At 71.4% G+C, this 15,974-nt stretch carries 14 protein-coding genes; 7 read left to right on the top strand and 7 right to left on the bottom strand.

Features of this window, described 5'->3' with window-relative positions; all coding sequences use genetic code 11:
• Nucleotides 1-325 precede the first annotated feature (325 nt).
• From IE140_RS01185 to IE140_RS01160, 6 genes are all read left to right on the top strand, one after another.
• On the top strand, nucleotides 326-1,579 hold the full coding sequence (locus tag IE140_RS01185) for an NAD(P)-dependent malic enzyme (RefSeq protein WP_093440279.1): 1,254 nt from the start codon (nucleotides 326-328) through the stop codon (nucleotides 1,577-1,579).
• A gap of 424 nt (nucleotides 1,580-2,003) precedes the next feature.
• Nucleotides 2,004-2,972 (top strand): zinc-binding dehydrogenase, encoded by a 969-nt coding sequence (locus tag IE140_RS01180; protein ID WP_150194677.1) that lies wholly within the window; start codon nucleotides 2,004-2,006, stop codon nucleotides 2,970-2,972.
• Between the two features lie 100 nt (nucleotides 2,973-3,072).
• On the top strand, nucleotides 3,073-4,518 hold the full coding sequence (locus tag IE140_RS01175) for a cellulase family glycosylhydrolase (RefSeq protein WP_093438107.1): 1,446 nt from the start codon (nucleotides 3,073-3,075) through the stop codon (nucleotides 4,516-4,518).
• A complete protein-coding gene (locus tag IE140_RS01170) occupies nucleotides 4,496-5,035 on the top strand; it encodes a GNAT family N-acetyltransferase (RefSeq protein ID WP_150194675.1) in 540 nt (179 codons plus the stop codon). The genes IE140_RS01175 and IE140_RS01170 overlap by 23 nt, the downstream gene beginning before the upstream one ends.
• Nucleotides 5,036-5,066: 31 nt before the next feature.
• Nucleotides 5,067-5,276 (top strand): RNA polymerase sigma factor sigma-70 region 4 domain-containing protein, encoded by a 210-nt coding sequence (locus IE140_RS01165; protein WP_032763160.1) that lies wholly within the window; start codon nucleotides 5,067-5,069, stop codon nucleotides 5,274-5,276.
• The gene (locus IE140_RS01160; RefSeq protein WP_150194672.1) at nucleotides 5,276-5,863 is read left to right on the top strand and encodes a Clp protease N-terminal domain-containing protein; all 588 of its coding nucleotides are present in this window, start codon (nucleotides 5,276-5,278) and stop codon (nucleotides 5,861-5,863) included. Before IE140_RS01165 ends, IE140_RS01160 begins: the two co-directional genes overlap by 1 nt.
• Before the next feature lie 32 nt (nucleotides 5,864-5,895).
• Here IE140_RS01160 and IE140_RS01155 read toward each other — a convergent pair whose 3' ends face one another.
• On the bottom strand, nucleotides 5,896-6,918 hold the full coding sequence (locus IE140_RS01155; protein ID WP_150194670.1) for a PadR family transcriptional regulator: 1,023 nt from the start codon (nucleotides 6,916-6,918) through the stop codon (nucleotides 5,896-5,898).
• 1 nt (nucleotide 6,919) lies between these two features.
• A complete protein-coding gene (locus IE140_RS01150) occupies nucleotides 6,920-7,777 on the bottom strand; it encodes a DUF4097 family beta strand repeat-containing protein (protein WP_032778899.1) in 858 nt (285 codons plus the stop codon).
• A 172-nt stretch (nucleotides 7,778-7,949) separates the two neighbouring features.
• On the opposite strand from IE140_RS01150, the gene IE140_RS01145 reads away from it, so the two are divergent.
• Nucleotides 7,950-8,777, top strand: coding sequence for a hypothetical protein (locus IE140_RS01145; protein ID WP_150194668.1), 828 nt, complete (start codon nucleotides 7,950-7,952; stop codon nucleotides 8,775-8,777).
• A 47-nt stretch (nucleotides 8,778-8,824) separates the two neighbouring features.
• Here IE140_RS01145 and IE140_RS01140 read toward each other — a convergent pair whose 3' ends face one another.
• The 5 genes from IE140_RS01140 to IE140_RS01120 form a co-directional block, all read right to left on the bottom strand.
• Nucleotides 8,825-9,010: a DUF6104 family protein gene (locus IE140_RS01140; RefSeq protein ID WP_003966321.1), complete on the bottom strand. Its 186-nt coding sequence runs from the start codon at nucleotides 9,008-9,010 to the stop codon at nucleotides 8,825-8,827.
• 89 nt (nucleotides 9,011-9,099) lie between these two features.
• Nucleotides 9,100-12,891, bottom strand: a complete 3,792-nt coding sequence (locus tag IE140_RS01135) for a multifunctional oxoglutarate decarboxylase/oxoglutarate dehydrogenase thiamine pyrophosphate-binding subunit/dihydrolipoyllysine-residue succinyltransferase subunit (protein ID WP_167533484.1) — start codon at nucleotides 12,889-12,891, stop codon at nucleotides 9,100-9,102.
• Nucleotides 12,892-13,173: 282 nt separating this feature from the next.
• Complete coding sequence (locus tag IE140_RS01130) at nucleotides 13,174-14,250, bottom strand: HAMP domain-containing sensor histidine kinase (protein WP_032763150.1); 1,077 nt, start codon at nucleotides 14,248-14,250, stop codon at nucleotides 13,174-13,176.
• On the bottom strand, nucleotides 14,247-14,984 hold the full coding sequence (locus tag IE140_RS01125) for a response regulator transcription factor (RefSeq protein WP_006127534.1): 738 nt from the start codon (nucleotides 14,982-14,984) through the stop codon (nucleotides 14,247-14,249). The genes IE140_RS01130 and IE140_RS01125 overlap by 4 nt, the downstream gene beginning before the upstream one ends.
• 234 nt (nucleotides 14,985-15,218) lie before the next feature.
• Nucleotides 15,219-15,938, bottom strand: a complete 720-nt coding sequence (locus tag IE140_RS01120) for a spermidine synthase family protein (RefSeq protein ID WP_093440962.1) — start codon at nucleotides 15,936-15,938, stop codon at nucleotides 15,219-15,221.
• Nucleotides 15,939-15,974: the final 36 nt, after the last annotated feature.

The raw sequence follows: 15,974 nt of genomic DNA, 5'->3' as shown, positions 1-15,974 counted from the left end.
TCATTCCTCACGCCGGAGAATCTTCGGCACGTCTCGACTGGTGGACGGCATTTATGCCGGTTTGCCGACTTGTCCAGATATTCGACTATGAGTCACGTCACCGCGTCGATATGGACTCGTCCGTAACACCGTCCGTCCGGTAAGAAAGACGTTTACACCCCTCATCCGGGGCTCAGGGCGCGTGTGCGGCGCGCCCGCGCGTACGTACCTCTCCCTGCCAGGGCGGGCCAACCGCTCGGTGCGGGGCGCGTACGCGGTGCCCGCCCACCCCTCCTCAACCAGGAGTGGCCACCCTCAAACGATGAAGACTTAAGGGGTCAACACCATGGCAGCGGAGATCGTCAATCCTCGCAGCGACAGCACCATCGACAGCGCCACCGACCGTGGCATCGAGCGCACGAGCGCGGCGGACACGGGGGCCGACGAGCCCTTCGATCCGGCCTTCGCCCTCCACCGGGGCGGGAAGATGGCCGTGCAGGCCACCGTCCCGATCCGGGACAAGGACGACCTTTCCCTGGCGTACACGCCCGGAGTGGCGAAAGTGTGCAGCGCCATCGCCGACCACCCCGAGCTCGTCCACGACTACACCTGGAAGTCCCAGGTCGTGGCCGTCGTGACGGACGGCACCGCCGTGCTCGGCCTCGGCGACATCGGGCCCGAGGCATCCCTCCCCGTGATGGAGGGCAAGGCCATCCTCTTCAAGCAGTTCGGCGGCGTCGACGCGGTGCCGATCGCGCTCGCGACCACCGACGCCGACGAGATCGTCGACACCGTCGTCCGGCTCGCCCCGTCCTTCGGCGGCGTGAACCTGGAGGACATCTCGGCGCCCCGCTGCTTCGAGATCGAGCGCAAGCTCCAGGAGCGGCTGGACATCCCGGTCTTCCACGACGACCAGCACGGCACCGCCGTCGTCACCCTCGCCGCCCTGCGCAACGCCGCGAAGCTCTCCGGGCGGACGCTCGGCGATCTGCGCGGCGTCATCTCCGGCGCGGGCGCGGCGGGCGTGGCCATCGCCAAGTTCCTGCTGGAGGCGGGGATCGGCGATGTCGCGGTGGCCGACCGCAAGGGCATCGTCAGCCGCGACCGCGACGACCTCACCGAGGTCAAGCGCGAGCTGGCGGAGCTGACGAACAAGGCGGGGATCTCCGGCTCACTGGAGCAGGCGCTCGCCGGTGCGGACGTCTTCATCGGCGTCTCCGGCGGCACGGTCCCGGAGGCTGCGGTGGCCTCGATGGCGCCCGGCGCGTACGTCTTCGCGATGGCCAACCCGAACCCGGAGGTCCACCCGGAGGTCGCGCACAAGTACGCGGCCGTCGTGGCGACCGGGCGGTCGGACTTCCCGAACCAGATCAACAACGTGCTCGCCTTCCCGGGCATCTTCGCCGGCGCCCTCCAGGTCCGGGCCTCCCGGATCACGGAGGGCATGAAGATCGCCGCGGCGAACGCGCTGGCGGATGTCGTGGGCGATGAGCTGGCGGCGGATTACGTGATCCCGTCCCCGTTCGACGAGCGGGTCGCGCCGGCCGTCACGGCGGCTGTGGCCGCGGCGGCGCGGGCGGAGGGTGTGGCTCGGCGCTGAGGTTGTTGCCGAGCGATGCGTGAGGGGCGGGGCCTGTACTGGTACGGGCCCCGCCTTTGCGTTTCCGCCCTGCGGCGATCCCTGCGGCGATTGAGGCCCGCACATCAAGCCCCTGCGGCGATTGAGCAGCGGGGGCCCGAACCACCAGCCCCTGCGGCGATTGAGCAGCGGGGGTCTGGGGGCGGAGCCCCCGGGGCGCTGCCCCGGACCCCGCTCCTCAATCGCCGGAGGGGCTTAGGTGGTGCGGCCCAATCGCCGCAGGGGCTTGATGTGCCGCCGGAAGGGCTGAGTGGTGCGGGCCGTCGCTGCTCAATCGCAGCAAGGGCTAGTGCGGCCCGAGGCGCCGGGTGCGAGCACACCCGGTTGGTGTGCGTCACACGCGGAGGCGGTTTCGTGGGCGGGCCGGCCCGCCTATCGTCGACCCATGTTCGCCGCCTACGCAGCCCGCATCGACCCCGACCAGCCCCTCGACGGCCTGGAGCTGGGTGATCGCCCGGCCCCCGAGGCGCGCCCCGGGTGGTCCACCGTCACCGTCCGGGCCGCCTCCCTCAACCACCACGACCTCTGGTCCCTGCGTGGCGTCGGCCTCTCGCAGGACCGGCTGCCGATGATCCTCGGCTGCGACGCGGCCGGCGTCGATCAGGACGGCAACGAGGTCGTCCTGCACTCCGTCATCGGGCAGTCCGGGCACGGAGTCGGGCCCAAGGAGCCGCGCTCCATCCTCACCGAGCGCTACCAGGGCACCTTCGCCGAGCAGGTCACCGTTCCCACCTGGAACATCCTGCCCAAGCCGGCGGGGCTCAGTTTCGCCGAGGCCGCCTGCCTGCCGACCGCCTGGCTCACCGCGTACCGGATGCTGTTCACCAACGCCGGGGTGCGGCCCGGGGACTCCGTGCTCGTCCAGGGCGCCGGAGGCGGGGTCGCCACCGCCGCGATCGTGCTCGGGAAGGCCGCCGGGCTGCGGATCTTCGCCACCAGCCGGGACAAGGCCAAGCGCGAGCGGGCGGTCGAACTCGGCGCGTTGGAGGCGTACGAGCCCGGCGCCCGGCTTCCGCAGCGCGTGGACGCCGTCATCGAGACCGTGGGGGCCGCCACCTGGTCCCACTCGGTGAAGTCGCTGCGCCCCGGCGGCACCCTCGTCATCTCCGGGGCCACCAGCGGCGACCGGCCCACGCACGCCGAGCTGACCCGCATCTTCTTCCTGGAGCTGAAGGTCGTCGGCTCCACCATGGGGTCCAAGGACGAGCTGGAGGACCTGCTCGCCTTCTGCGCGACCACCGGGGTGCGCCCGGTCATCGACGAGGTGCTGCCGCTCGACCGGGCCCGCGAGGGGTTCCAGCGACTGGAGTCCGGCGACCTGTTCGGGAAGATCGTGCTCACGCCGACCGCTTAGGGCCTGTCGGAGGGCCGGCAAGAACTTCTCCGCTCCGCATACTTGAACAAGTCTCAGCTTTGCTGGTGAGATGCCGCCCATGCGAACGGGCAGAGCACTCATGGCACTTGTCGTCGCGTCCGTGCTCGCGGCGGGGGCCCTCGCCCCCGCCGCCTCGGCGCGCCCAGCACCCGGCTCCTCGTCCCCGATCCCGGATCCGGCCCCGTCCTCCTCCTCGTACGAACGCACCATCCCACCCCTCACCGACGACCGCGGGCGCACCCTCACCCTGCGCGGCTGGAACGTCGAGGACAAGGCGAACCGCGGCGAGGACGCCCTCAGCGCCATCACCGAGCGGCACTTCCGCGACCTGCGGGCGAACGGCTTCAACTTCGCCCGGCTGCTGGTCTTCTGGGACGACCTGGAGCCCCGGCGCGGCCAGTACAGCGCGCGCTACCTCCACAAGATCGAGCGGATCCTCGACTGGGCCCGCAAGCACCGCGTCCATGTCCTCATCGACGCCCACCAAGACGTCTTCGGGCCCGCGTTCGGCCACCGGGGCATCCCGGAATGGGCCACCAGGACCGACGGGCTGCCGTTCACCCCGAACCCCGACGACTGGTTCTCCGAGTATTTCCAGCCGGCCGTGCAGCGGGCCTTCACCCACCTCTACGAGGACCCCGACCTCCAGCGCGCCCAGGCCGCCATGTGGCAGGTCCTCGCCGAACGGTTCGGCCGCCACCCCGCCGTCATCGGCTACGACCTGATCAACGAGCCCATGGGGGAGCTGCGCGAGGGCGAGGACCTGCCGACCGCCGCCCGGCGGATCGAGGCCGAGCACCTCACGCCCATGTACAACCGGCTCGCCCGCGCCGTCCGGGCCGAGGACCGCTCCACCTGGATCTTCGTCGAGCCGACCCCCATCGTCGGGGAGGGGGTCCCCACCGGTCTCGGGCGCATCGAGGACAGCCGGACCGTGTACGCCCCGCACTTCTACAACACCGCCATGGAGGCGGGCGCTGACTACGACCCGGACGCGGGCTGGATCGAGGCGTACGAGGCCGCCGTCACCGCGTACCCGGCCCGCCACCGGATGCCCGTGGTCGTGGGGGAGTGGGGGCCTCTCAACAACGCCCTCCCCAACATGGGGCGCTTCTACCGTGAGGCCGTCGCCTCCCTGAACCGCTACAGCTCCGGCTGGGCGGGGTACGTCTGGTGCTACGGCGGCGGCTACTGCGCGGTCGACGAGCGCGGCCGTTTCCGTACGAACAAGGAGCAGACCGCCACCCCGTACGCCCCGGCCGTCGCCGGAACCGTCCGCTCCGACACGTACGACGCCGGTACGCGCACCTACCGCCTCGCCTACCGGGCTTCCGTCCGGCCCGGGGTGACGGAGCTGTCCCTCCCGCCCTCCTCCCGGGGGTGGCGTCTCTCCGTCACCGGCCCCGCCCGCGTCCTCGGCAACGGGGCACGCGGTGGGCGGCCGGTTGTCGTGGCACGGCCCGGTTCGGAGGTGGTGGTGACCGTGCGGGAAGCTGGCCCGTATGGACGAACTGACCACCCCTGAAGGGTTTCTGCTGCGCCCCTGGCTGCCCGACGACGCCTCGGCGGTGCTCCGGGCCTTCGCCCCGGCCGAGATGGACCGCCAGACGGACCGGCCCGTGGACGACCGGTCCGGGGCGCTCGCCTGGGTCGCGGAACGCGCGCGCGAACGAGGGGCGCGCACCGGCTACTCCTGGGCCGTCGTGGGGGAGGAGGGCGAGGCGCTCGGCTGTGTGGCGCTCAACGTCGTCAACCGGACGCACGACAGCGGCTGGGTCTCCTACTGGACCACCGAGTCGGCCCGCGGCCGGGGCGTCGCCCCGGCCGGGGTGCGGGCCCTCGCCCGCTGGGCCTTCGACGAGCTCGGGCTGTACCGGCTGGAGCTGGGACACCGCACCGACAACGTCGCCTCCTGCCGGGTCGCGACCCGCTCCGGATTCGCGTCCGAGGGCATCGAGCGGGCCAAGCTGCGGTACGGCAGGGTCCGGTACGACGTCGAGCGGCACGCGCGCCTCGCCGACGATGTTGTCAACTTTGATTGACGGGCGAGTGGTGTCAATGTAGGTTGACGCGATGACCGAAGCAACGGATCTGGCCGCGCGCGCCGGTGACCGCGACCCGCGCGTCGGGCTGCGGGCGGTGGCCGCGCTGCGGCGGCTGCTGGAGCAGCTCGAAGCCGTACAAGTAGGAAGTGCCCGCGTGCAGGGCTGGTCCTGGCAGGAGATCGCCGCCGAGCTGGGCGTCAGCCGACAGGCCGTGCACAAGAAGTACGGGAGGCGTTGATGTTCGAGCGATTCACCCGAGGGGCCCGCGCGACCGTGAAGGGAGCCGTGGCCCGGGCCGAGCGCACCGGGGCCGGCTCGGTCACCGAGGAACACCTGCTGCTCGCGCTGCTGGAACAGGACGGCGGCCGGGCCTCGTTCGCCGTCACGGCCCTCGGCCTCCACGACCGCCGGTCCTCCCTGGAGGCATCCTTCGCCGAGGCCCGCCGCCGCTCCGGGCTGACCAGGGCCGACACCGAGGCCCTCGCCGGCATCGGGATCGACGTCGACGCGATCGTCTCCCATGTCGAGGGAACCCACGGCGAGGGGGCCCTCGACGCCGACCGCGGTGGCCGCCGGTGGTGGCGGTCCGGGCACCGCCCCTTCACCCCGGGCGCGAAGACCGTGCTGGAGAACTCGCTCCGGTTGGCCCTCGGCCGCGGCGACCGGTTCATCGGCGAGGAACACCTGCTCCTGGCTCTCACCGCGAAGCCCGGATCCGTCGCCGACGTCCTCGCCGAGCACGGCGCGACCTACACGGCCGTGCAGCGCGCGCTGTACGGCTCCGACGACGGTGCGGCGGGCCGGGGGCGCGCCCAGGCCGGGTGAGCGGAGGGGTGGGGCCGCTGCCCCACCCCTCCTCAGCCCTGCTTGCCGTCCTCGTCCTCCGCCCTCAGCAGCGCCTCGATCTGCGTCGCCGCCTCGCCCAGGTGGCGGCGGGCCTCCGCGAGCCGCGCCTCCGTCACCCCGTGATCGCGAGCCGTGTCCCGGATGCCGTCACGGAACCGGTCCAGCAGGCGGTCCAGATCGCGCACGGGGTCGCCCGTCGTCGGCACGTCCTGCCACCGGTCCGCACCGGGAGCCGGGTCCTGGACGGGCGGCTCGGTCTCCGGCCCGGGCTTGCCGAACGGAGGCCAGGCGCCGGACCGGGCGAAACCGCCGAGCTGGCCGGTGATCTCCGCGAGGCCCTCCCTTACTCCGGAGGGCCAGTCGCCCCGGGCGAAGTGCTCCTGCACCTGGCGGGCGGCGTTCTGCATCTGCTCCCGCGCCCTGTCCTGGGCCTCCTTGGCCTGGCGGCGGGCCTGCTGGGCGTCCTCGCGGGCGCGCCGGGACTCGTCCTTCGCCCGGCGGGCCTGCTCCTTCCACGCCTCCTTCGCCGTGCGCCACGCCTCGCTGTCGCCGAGGTCGCCCAGATTGCCGAAGTCGCCGAAGTCCCCGAAGGGGGACGAGGATGCGCCCTTCCCCTTCGCCTTGCCGGACCCCGCCTTCGCGCCGTGCCGCGACTCCGACGCCGCCGCCCGCACATCGCTGCGGAGCCGGCCCGCCGCGCCCCGGACGTCGTCGCGTATCTCGGCGGCCAGCTCGGAGAGCGAGTCGCGGATCTCCAGCTCCAGATCGGCCAGTTCGCCGCTGCGGCCCGCCAACTCCTCGCGGCCGGCGTCGGTGATCGAGTAGACCTTGCGGCCGCCCTCGGTGGCGTGGGTGACCAGGCCCTCGGCCTCCAGCTTGGCCAGCCGCGGGTAGACCGTGCCGGCGGACGGGGCGTAGAGGCCCTGGAAGCGTTCCTCCAGCAGGCGGATGATCTCGTAGCCGTGGCGCGGGGCCTCGTCCAGGAGCTTGAGGAGGTACAGGCGCAGACGGCCGTGGGCGAATACGGGGGGCATGTCAGAGAACCTTTCCGGTCGGCTCGGCGGCGTACGCGTCGTCCTCGGCGGGCGGCCTGCGCAGGAGGGCGATCGAGCCGGACACGGTCGTCGCCCGCAGGGTCCCCGTTCCGGCGCCCAGCGTGCCGGTGATCTTCTTCGCGCCCCACTGCCCGCCGACCCGCAGGTCCTCGAAGGCGTTGGAGACGGCCCCGCTCGCGGTGTTCGCCTCGACCCTGGCGTCCGCCGGGTGCGGCAGCCGGATCGCGATCTCGCCGGACACCGTGGTCAGCCGGATGTCCGTGGGCTTCCCGGACGGGTCGACGTCCAGCACCATGTCACCGCTGACCGACTCGGCCCGGACCGAGGCCCCCGCCCCGTCGATCACCGTCAGATCACCGGCCACGGACTGGAAGCGGAGGTCCCCCGTGACGCTCTGGGCCTCCAGGCTGCCCGACACGGACTCCCCGCGCACCGCGCCCGTCAGCCCGACGAGCGTGGAGTCCCCCGTGATGCCGCGGACCTCGGTACGGCCGCTGATGCCCGAGACGACGGCCCCCGCGCCGATCACGCCGACCTCGACCGACGACGCGGCGGGCACGACGAGCGAGACGACGGCGCTGCGGCGGCGGCCCTTGGGGTCGAGCCAGCGCAACAGGTCCTGCCAGGGCAGATCCTCGTACGCCACGGTGAGCCGGCCGTCCTCCTGGGTCACGATCAGAGGCGGCCCCTCGATCGCGGAGACCTCCAGCCGGGCGCCCGGCTCGTCGGTCCCGACCACGTTGACCGTGCCGTCGACGACACGCACCTGGAGCGCCGTCACCGGATCGTCGAAGGAGAGCTTCCGCGGCTCATCGATGGTCCATGTCGACACAGGCATGGATATGACCTCCCGGGAGCGTGGCAACGCAACATATCGCGTCTCGTGAAGAACACGATATATCGCGGATGGGGGAAGTCAAGGGATGTCGTGCTCCGGGGGGCGGCGTGAAGGTCAGCACCATGCCTGCAAAAACGATCAAATGCGGAGATATTGCCCTAGCGTATGAGCCATGAACGCGACACCCACCGGGGCCCTCCTGCTGTGCCGGGCCGATCCCGAGACCGTACGGCCGCTCGCCCACCTGCTGCGCGAGCAGATGCTGCTGGCCCGCGCGGGCGCGGAGTGGAGCGTGCTCGTCCCGGAGGGGAAGCCCTGGCGGGCCGGGGGAGCGGAGCAGGACGCCGAGCCGGTCGACCGGGTCCTCGGCTGCTGGGCCACCGCGCTCGCCGTCGGCTCCACCTGGCCGGTGCTCGCCCTGTGGTGGGACGCCGACCGGGCCGGCTACACCCTCGCCGCCGGATTCCGCCGGACCGTGGGCTACGTCTGGCTGACCGACGGCACCCCGGTGGGCGAGGACGAGGCCATGCGCACCTTCGCCGTCCGGCTCGGCCTCGACCCGGTGCTCGACGTACAGGCGCTGGAGGCGCTGACCCGCCCCGATCCGGAGACGGACGCGGAGGCCCGGCTGCGCGGACTCCTCGCCGTCCTCACCGGCACCGGACTGGCCCTGCCCGCCGGACTCTCCCCGGGCGAGAGCGCCGACCGGCTGCGCAGCGTCGCGGCGGTGCAGCGTCAGGTGGACCGCGTCGAGTGGGCCGGCTGGCGCGATGCCGTACGGGTCGAACTGGACGCGGTAGAGAGCAGCCGGGTCGGCCCGTGGGTACGCGGCCCCCGCGCCCGGGCCGTCGCCGCCGTCCAGCTCGCGGCCGGGCTCCCGCTCCTGCTGTGGGGCGCGCGGCGCCGCAGCGGTGGCTGGGCGGCGGCCGGGGCGGTGCTGCTGGCGCAGGGCGCGCTGGGGCTCGCGTACGAGCGGGCCAGGGCGAGCGCCGAGAACTGAGGGCCTTTCGTTTGGATCAGGTCGGATCAGGGAGCAGGACCCGGACCTTACGCGTCCTCGTCGTCCTCGTCGTCCAGCCGGGCCAGCCAGGTCGCGAGGCGCTCGACGGGCACCTCGAAGTCGGGGTTGAGATCGACGAACGTCCGCAGCTGCTCGGCGAGCCACTCGAAGGTGACCTCCTCCTCGCCGCGCCGCTTCTCCAGTTCCTCGATGCCACGGTCCGTGAAGTACATGGGACAAGGATATCCAGCGGGGAAACGCCGGGGACCCGGCCCCGCGACAAGCGCGGAACCGGGTCCCCGGGTGTTCGGCGTTACGGTCCTCAGGCTTCGAAGACCTCGTTGACCAGCTGCGTCTGCTCCGCCTGGTGACGCTTGGCCGAGCCGACCGCCGGGGACGAGCCGTGCGGCCGCGAGATGCGGCGCAGGCGCTCGCCGTGCGGCACGTCCGCGCCGACCGCGAGGTCCAGGTGGTCGATCAGGTTGAGCGCGATGAACGGCCACGCACCCTGGTTCGCCGGCTCCTCCTGCGCCCACAGGTACTTCTCGGCGTTCGGGTACTTCGCGATCTCGGCCTGGATCTCCGCACCCGGCAGCGGGTACAGGCGCTCCAGCCGGATGATCGCGGTCTCCGTGTCGCCCCGCTTCTCCCGCTCGGCGTCCAGGTCGTAGAAGAGCTTGCCGGAGACGAAGACGACCTTGCGGACGTCCTCCGCCTTGACGCTGTCGTCGCCGATCACCGGGCGGAAGCCGCCGGAGGTGAACTCCTCGATGGACGAGGCCGCCGCCTTCAGACGCAGCATCGACTTCGGGGTGAAGACGATGAGCGGCTTGTGGTGCGGGTTGTGCACCTGCCAGCGCAGCAGGTGGAAGTAGTTCGACGGCAGGGTCGGCATCGCGACCGTCATGTTGTCCTGCGCGCACATCTGGAGGAAGCGCTCGGGGCGGGCGGAGCTGTGGTCCGGGCCCTGGCCCTCGTAGCCGTGCGGCAGGAGCAGCGTGACGCCGGAGGTCTGGCCCCACTTCTGCTCGGCCGAGGAGATGAACTCGTCCACGACGGTCTGCGCGCCGTTGACGAAGTCACCGAACTGGGCCTCCCAGATGACCAGCGACTCCGGGCGGGCCAGCGAGTAGCCGTACTCGAAGCCCATCGCCGCGTACTCGCTGAGCAGCGAGTCGTAGACGTTGTACCGGGCCTGGTCGTCCGCCAGGTACAGCAGCGGGGTGTAGTCCTCGCCGGTGACCTGGTCGACCAGGACCGCGTGGCGCTGGCCGAACGTGCCGCGGCGGCTGTCCTGGCCGGCGAGCCGGACCGGGGTGCCCTCCATCAGCAGCGAACCGATGGCCAGGGTCTCGCCCATGCCCCAGTCGATCGTGCCGTTCTCCACCGAGGCGGCGCGGCGCTGCATCTGCGGCAGCAGACGCGGGTGCACGGTGATCGAATCGGGGATGTTGACCTGGGACTCGGCGATCCGCTTCACGACCTCGGCGGAGACGGCCGTCTCCACGGCCACCGGGAACGCGGCCTGCGGCTCCGGGACGTGCGGGGACGCCGGCTGCGAGGTGGCCTCGCGGACCTCGGCGAACACCTTCTCCAGCTGGCCCTGGAAGTCCTGGAGCGCCTGCTCCGCCTCTTCCAGCGTGATGTCGCCGCGACCGATGAGGGACTCGGTGTAGAGCTTGCGCACCGAGCGCTTCTTGTCGATCAGGGTGTACATCTGCGGGTTGGTGAACTCCGGGTTGTCGCCCTCGTTGTGACCGCGGCGGCGGTAGCAGATGAGGTCGATCACGACGTCCTTGTTGAACGCCTGCCGGAACTCGAAGGCCAGCCGTGCGACGCGGACCACGGCCTCCGGGTCGTCGCCGTTGACGTGGATGATCGGCGCCTCGATCATGCGCGCCACGTCGGTGGCGTACATCGAGGAGCGCGAGGACTCCGGGGCGGCGGTGAAGCCGACCTGGTTGTTGATCACCACGTGCACGGTGCCGCCGGTGCGGTAGCCGCGCAGCTGCGACATGTTGAGCGTCTCGGCGACGACGCCCTGGCCCGCGAAGGCCGCGTCGCCGTGGAGCGCGACCGGCAGGACCGTGAAGTCCGTGCCGCCCTTGTTGATGATGTCCTGCTTGGCGCGGGCGATGCCCTCCAGGACCGGGTCGACCGCCTCCAGGTGCGAGGGGTTGGCGGCCAGCGAGACCTTGATCTGCTCGCCGTCCAGACCGGTGAAGGTGCCCTCGGCGCCCAGGTGGTACTTGACGTCGCCGGAGCCGTGCATCGAGCGCGGGTCGAGGTTGCCCTCGAACTCGCGGAAGATCTGCGCGTACGACTTGCCGACGATGTTCGCCAGGACGTTCAGGCGGCCGCGGTGGGCCATGCCGATGACGACCTCGTCGAGGCGGGCCTCGGCGGCGGAGTCGAGGACGGCGTCGAGCAGCGGGATGACGGACTCGCCGCCCTCCAGCGAGAACCGCTTCTGGCCGACGTACTTCGTCTGCAGGAACGTCTCGAACGCCTCCGCGGCGTTCAGCCGGCGCAGGATGCGCAGCTGCTCCTCGCGCTCGGGCTTCGGGCGCGGGCGCTCGACCCGGTCCTGGAGCCACTTGCGCTGCTTCGGGTCCTGGATGTGCATGAACTCGATGCCGGTGGTGCGGCAGTACGACTCACGGAGCACGCCGAGGATGTCGCGGAGCTTCATCATCGTCTTGCCGGCGAACCCGCCGACCGCGAACTCCCGCTCCAGGTCCCACAGGGTGAGGCCGTGCTCGGTGATGTCCAGGTCGGGGTGCTTGCGCTGGTGGTACTCCAGCGGGTCGGTGTCGGCCATGACGTGGCCGCGGACCCGGTAGGAGTGGATCAGCTCGAAGACCCGCGCGGCCTTGGTGACGTCGTCGTCGTGCGAGGCGTCGATGTCCTTGAGCCAGCGGACCGGCTCGTAGGGGATGCGCAGCGCCTTGAAGATCTCGTCGTAGAACTCGTTCTCGCCGAGCAGCAGCTGGGAGAGAACGCGCAGGAACTCGCCGGAGGCGGCGCCCTGGATGACCCGGTGGTCGTAGGTCGACGTGAGCGTCATGACCTTCGAGATGCCGAGCTTGTTGAGGGTGTCCTGCGAGGTGCCCTGGAACTCCGCCGGGTAGTCCATCGCGCCGACGCCCATGATGAGGCCCTGACCGGGCATCAGGCGGGGCACCGAGTGGACGGTGCCGATGCCGCCGGGGTTGGTCAGCGAGGCGGTGACGCCGGTGAAGTCGTCCATGCCGAGCTTGCCGATGCGGGCGCGCCGGACGATGTCCTCGTACGCCTGCCAGAACTCGAAGAAGTTGAGCGTCTCGGCCTTCTTGATGGCCGCGACGACCAGCTGGCGGTCGCCGTTCGGCTTCACCAGGTCGATGGCCAGACCCAGGTTGACGTGCTCCGGCTTGACCAGGGTCGGCTTGCCGTCCTTCTCCGCGAAGGAGTAGTTCATCGACGGCATGGCCTTGAGGGCCTGCACCATCGCGTACCCGATGAGGTGCGTGAAGGAGATCTTCCCGCCGCGGGCGCGCTTGAGGTGGTTGTTGATGACGATGCGGTTGTCGAAGAGCAGCTTCACCGGGACCGCGCGGACGGACGTGGCCGTCGGCAGCTCCAGCGAGGCGTTCATGTTCTTCGCGACGGCGGCCGAGGGGCCGCGCAGCGTCACGTACTCCGGTCCGGCCGGGGCTTCGGTGGACTCGTCCGCCTTGGCCTTGGCGGGCGCGGCGGCGGGCTTCGCAGCCGCGGGCTTCGCCGGAGCCGGGGCGGTCTTCGCCGGAGCCGGAGCGGCCTTGGCCGGGGCCGGCTGCGCGGGGGCGGCCGGAGCGGCGGCGGGCGCGGCCTTCGCCGGAGCCGGAGCGGCGGCCTCGGTCACCGGGGCCCCCGAGGCCCCGGGAGCGGGCTTGTCCGCCGTGCCGGAAGTACCCGGCTTGTAGTCGGCGAAGAAGTCCCACCAGGCGCGATCGACCGAACTGGGATCCTGGAGGTACTGCTGGTAGATCTCGTCGACGAGCCATTCATTGGCGCCGAAAGCCGCGGCCGGGTTGGTGCCCGGGCTGGCTTGGTCGGTCGAGACGCTTGAGTTACTGGGGGACTGAGACGACACGGCGGCAACCGCCCTCTTCCGCTTCACAAGGTGATGGACAGCGGAAATCAAGGCTACGCCCCCCGAACCGTTCCTTGCAGGCCGGGCCGGTGCTTCGTCGTGCACATCACATCGAAGGGCGGGTTTCGGCGCAGGAAATGGCGGGAAACAAGCGAGGTTCCACTGCACTTCGGGTACGCAGGACCGTGGACGCGGCCCTGTGACCGCATCCCCTTGAGGCCCCTTGCTGGAAGGACACGTATGAACGTGCCCTTCCGGTTCGACCCTATGCCAACACGACCGTCAACCGCGCTGCTCGGGGATTCCCGGAAGGGTGACCTGGATCCGGCAGCCTCGCACGGATTCGGCCACACCGATCCGGCCGCCGTGCAGATCGACCGCCCAGCGGGCGATGGCGAGGCCCAGGCCCGTACCGCCGTCGCTGCCCGGACCGTGCGGGGAGGGCGCCTGGCCCCGGTTGAAACGCTCGAACACCCGGTGGCGCTCCGCTTCCGGAATGCCGGGCCCCTCGTCCATGACTTCCAGCTCCAGCGACTCGGGGTGGGCCCCGCGCCGCGCCAGCACCGTCACCCGGCCGTGCGGCGGGCTGTGCTTGACCGCGTTGTCGATGAGGTTCGCGACCACCTGGTGCAGCCGCTCGGCGTCCGCGTGCGCGGTGAGCTCCGGCGGCGAGACGTCCAGATGCAGATGGACGTCCGTACGGGAGTGATTGCCCGAACCCGACGACAGGCGTCGCTGGGAGGCGGCGAGATTCGCCTCCTTCAGTACGCCCGACAGATACGGCCACACCTCGAAACGGCCTGCCTTGAGTGCGACGACCCCGTTGTCCAGGCGCGACAGGTCCAGCAGCGTCTCGACCAGCCGGCCGAGCCGCTCCGTCTGTTTCAGCGCGGTGCGCATCGTCTCCGGATCGGCGGCGGACACACCGTCCACCACGTTCTCCAGCACGGCTCTCAGCGCCGCGATGGGCGTGCGCAGTTCATGGCTGACATTGGCGACCAGCTCTTTGCGATGCCGGTCCTCCGCCTCCAGGTCGTCCGCCATGCGGTTGATCGTCTGCGCCAGATCGCCCAGCTCGTCCCGCCGCCCGGCGCCGCTCACCCGCCGCGTGTAGTCGCCGTGCGAGATGGACCGGGCCACCGCCCGCATCTCGTCCAGCGGCGCGGTCAGACCGTGCGCCACGAACTGGGTGATCAGCAGCGTCGCGATCACCGAGAACACGGTGATGAACTGGAACTCGGTCCGGGTCCGCAGGGCGACGATCAGCAGCCCGGTGGTGATGAACACCGAGACCACGACGAGCGTGCCCAGCTTGGCCTTGATGGAGAAGGGCCGCATTCCGGGCCCTGGCCAGGTCATGGCGCCGGAGTCTCCAGGGCGTAGCCCACGCCGTGCACCGTACGGATCCGCTCCGCACCGATCTTCCGGCGCAGCGCCTTGATGTGGCTGTCGACCGTACGGGTCCCCGAGGCGTCCGCCCAGTCCCACACCTCGGCCAGCAGCTGCTCCCGGGAGAGCACCGCGCGCGGGGTGTTGGCGAGGCAGACCAGCAGGTCGAACTCGGTCGGCGTGAGGTGGACGTCCTCGGCGCGCACCCGGACCCGGCGCTGCGCGTGGTCGATCTCCAGCTCACCCAGGCGCAGTATCCCGCTGCGCGGGGTGACGGCGGCGAGCGCGGCCCGCTCCACCCGGCGCAGCAGCACGTGCACCCGGGCGGCCAGCTCACGCATGGAGAACGGCTTGGTCATGTAGTCGTCGGCGCCGACCCCGAGCCCGACCAGCATGTCGGTCTCGTCGTCGCGTGCGGTGAGCATCAGCACCGGCACCGGACGCGCCGCCTGCACCCGGCGGCAGACCTCCAGGCCGTCGAAGCCCGGGAGCATGATGTCGAGCACCATCAGATCGGGCTGCCAGGCCTCGGCCGCGTCCACGGCCGCGGGGCCGTCCAGCGCGGTCTGCACCAGGAAGCCCTCCGCCCGCAGCCGGGCGGAAATGGCGTCGACGATCGTGGCGTCGTCCTCGACCACCAGCACCCGGCGCTGAGCCCCCGGGGTGGCCGCGACGCCGTTGTGGGTGGTGTGTGTCTGTTCCATCGCCCCGCCCCTGCCCGTTCTCGCGGGAGCCATTCCCCCGGAGGCACGGTCTTCGCTCGTGGTTTTCGTGGGTGATCCCGTGTGCCGGTCAGCAGCGTAAGGGCAGCGGAGGGCTCCCGGCTACGCAGGGTGTTGCCCCGGGACGACGAGTTCGGGCCGGGCGGGCGGCCGGATCGTCTGCCTTGTGCCGGTTGACCCGTGCCACCGCCGGGCCGTGCATACCGGGAGGGGGGTTCAGTTGGCCCGGAGTGCGAGATGGACCACGTCGGGCACACCTCGGGCAACGGCGACCTCTTCCGTCCGAACCCCGCTGAACCCGGCATTCCGCAACGCCTGTTCGAAGGCGGGCGACGGCTGCGCCGACCAGACGGCGAGCACACCGCCCGGGTTCAGCCGGTCGTGGCAGTGCGCCAGACCGGCGGGCGAGTAGAGGCTTTCGTTGCCCTCCGTGACCGTCCAGTCGGGCCCGTTGTCGATGTCCAGGCAGAGCGCGTCGTAACGCTCCGTGGCGGTACGGAGGTGGGCCACCAGGTCCGTGTGCAGGATCCCGGTCCTGGGGTCGGCCAGTGCCGGTCCGGAGATCCGGTCCAGCGGCCCGTCCCGGTGCCAGTCCACGATCGCCTGCTCCCGCTCCACGACCGTGATCCGCCCCCAGCGCTCCTCCGCGGCGGCCCGCACCAGGGAGAACCCGACGCCCAGGCCGCCGATGAGCACCGAGGGGCCGGTCCGGCCGGCGGGCAGCGCGGCCAGCGCGGCGTCGATCAGCAGCCGCTCGGAGCGCCCGTCGGAGGTGTCCATCAGGAAGCAGCCGTTGGCGATGATCTCGAAGTGCTCCCCGCGCTCACGCAGGACGACCTCGCCGAAGGGGCCCTCACGGCGGTCGAGGGTGACGGGGGCGTCGGGCAGCCGCGTCGGCAGCGATTCCATCGGTTCGGGGGCGGTCGTCGCGGACATGATGCGGCTCTCCGGTATCCGGTCGTGGTGGACGAT

The sequence above is a fragment of the Streptomyces parvus genome (genome assembly GCF_014648875.1).
Lineage (GTDB): Bacteria > Actinomycetota > Actinomycetes > Streptomycetales > Streptomycetaceae > Streptomyces > Streptomyces parvus.
This window is presented reverse-complemented; position numbering and strand designations above follow the sequence as displayed.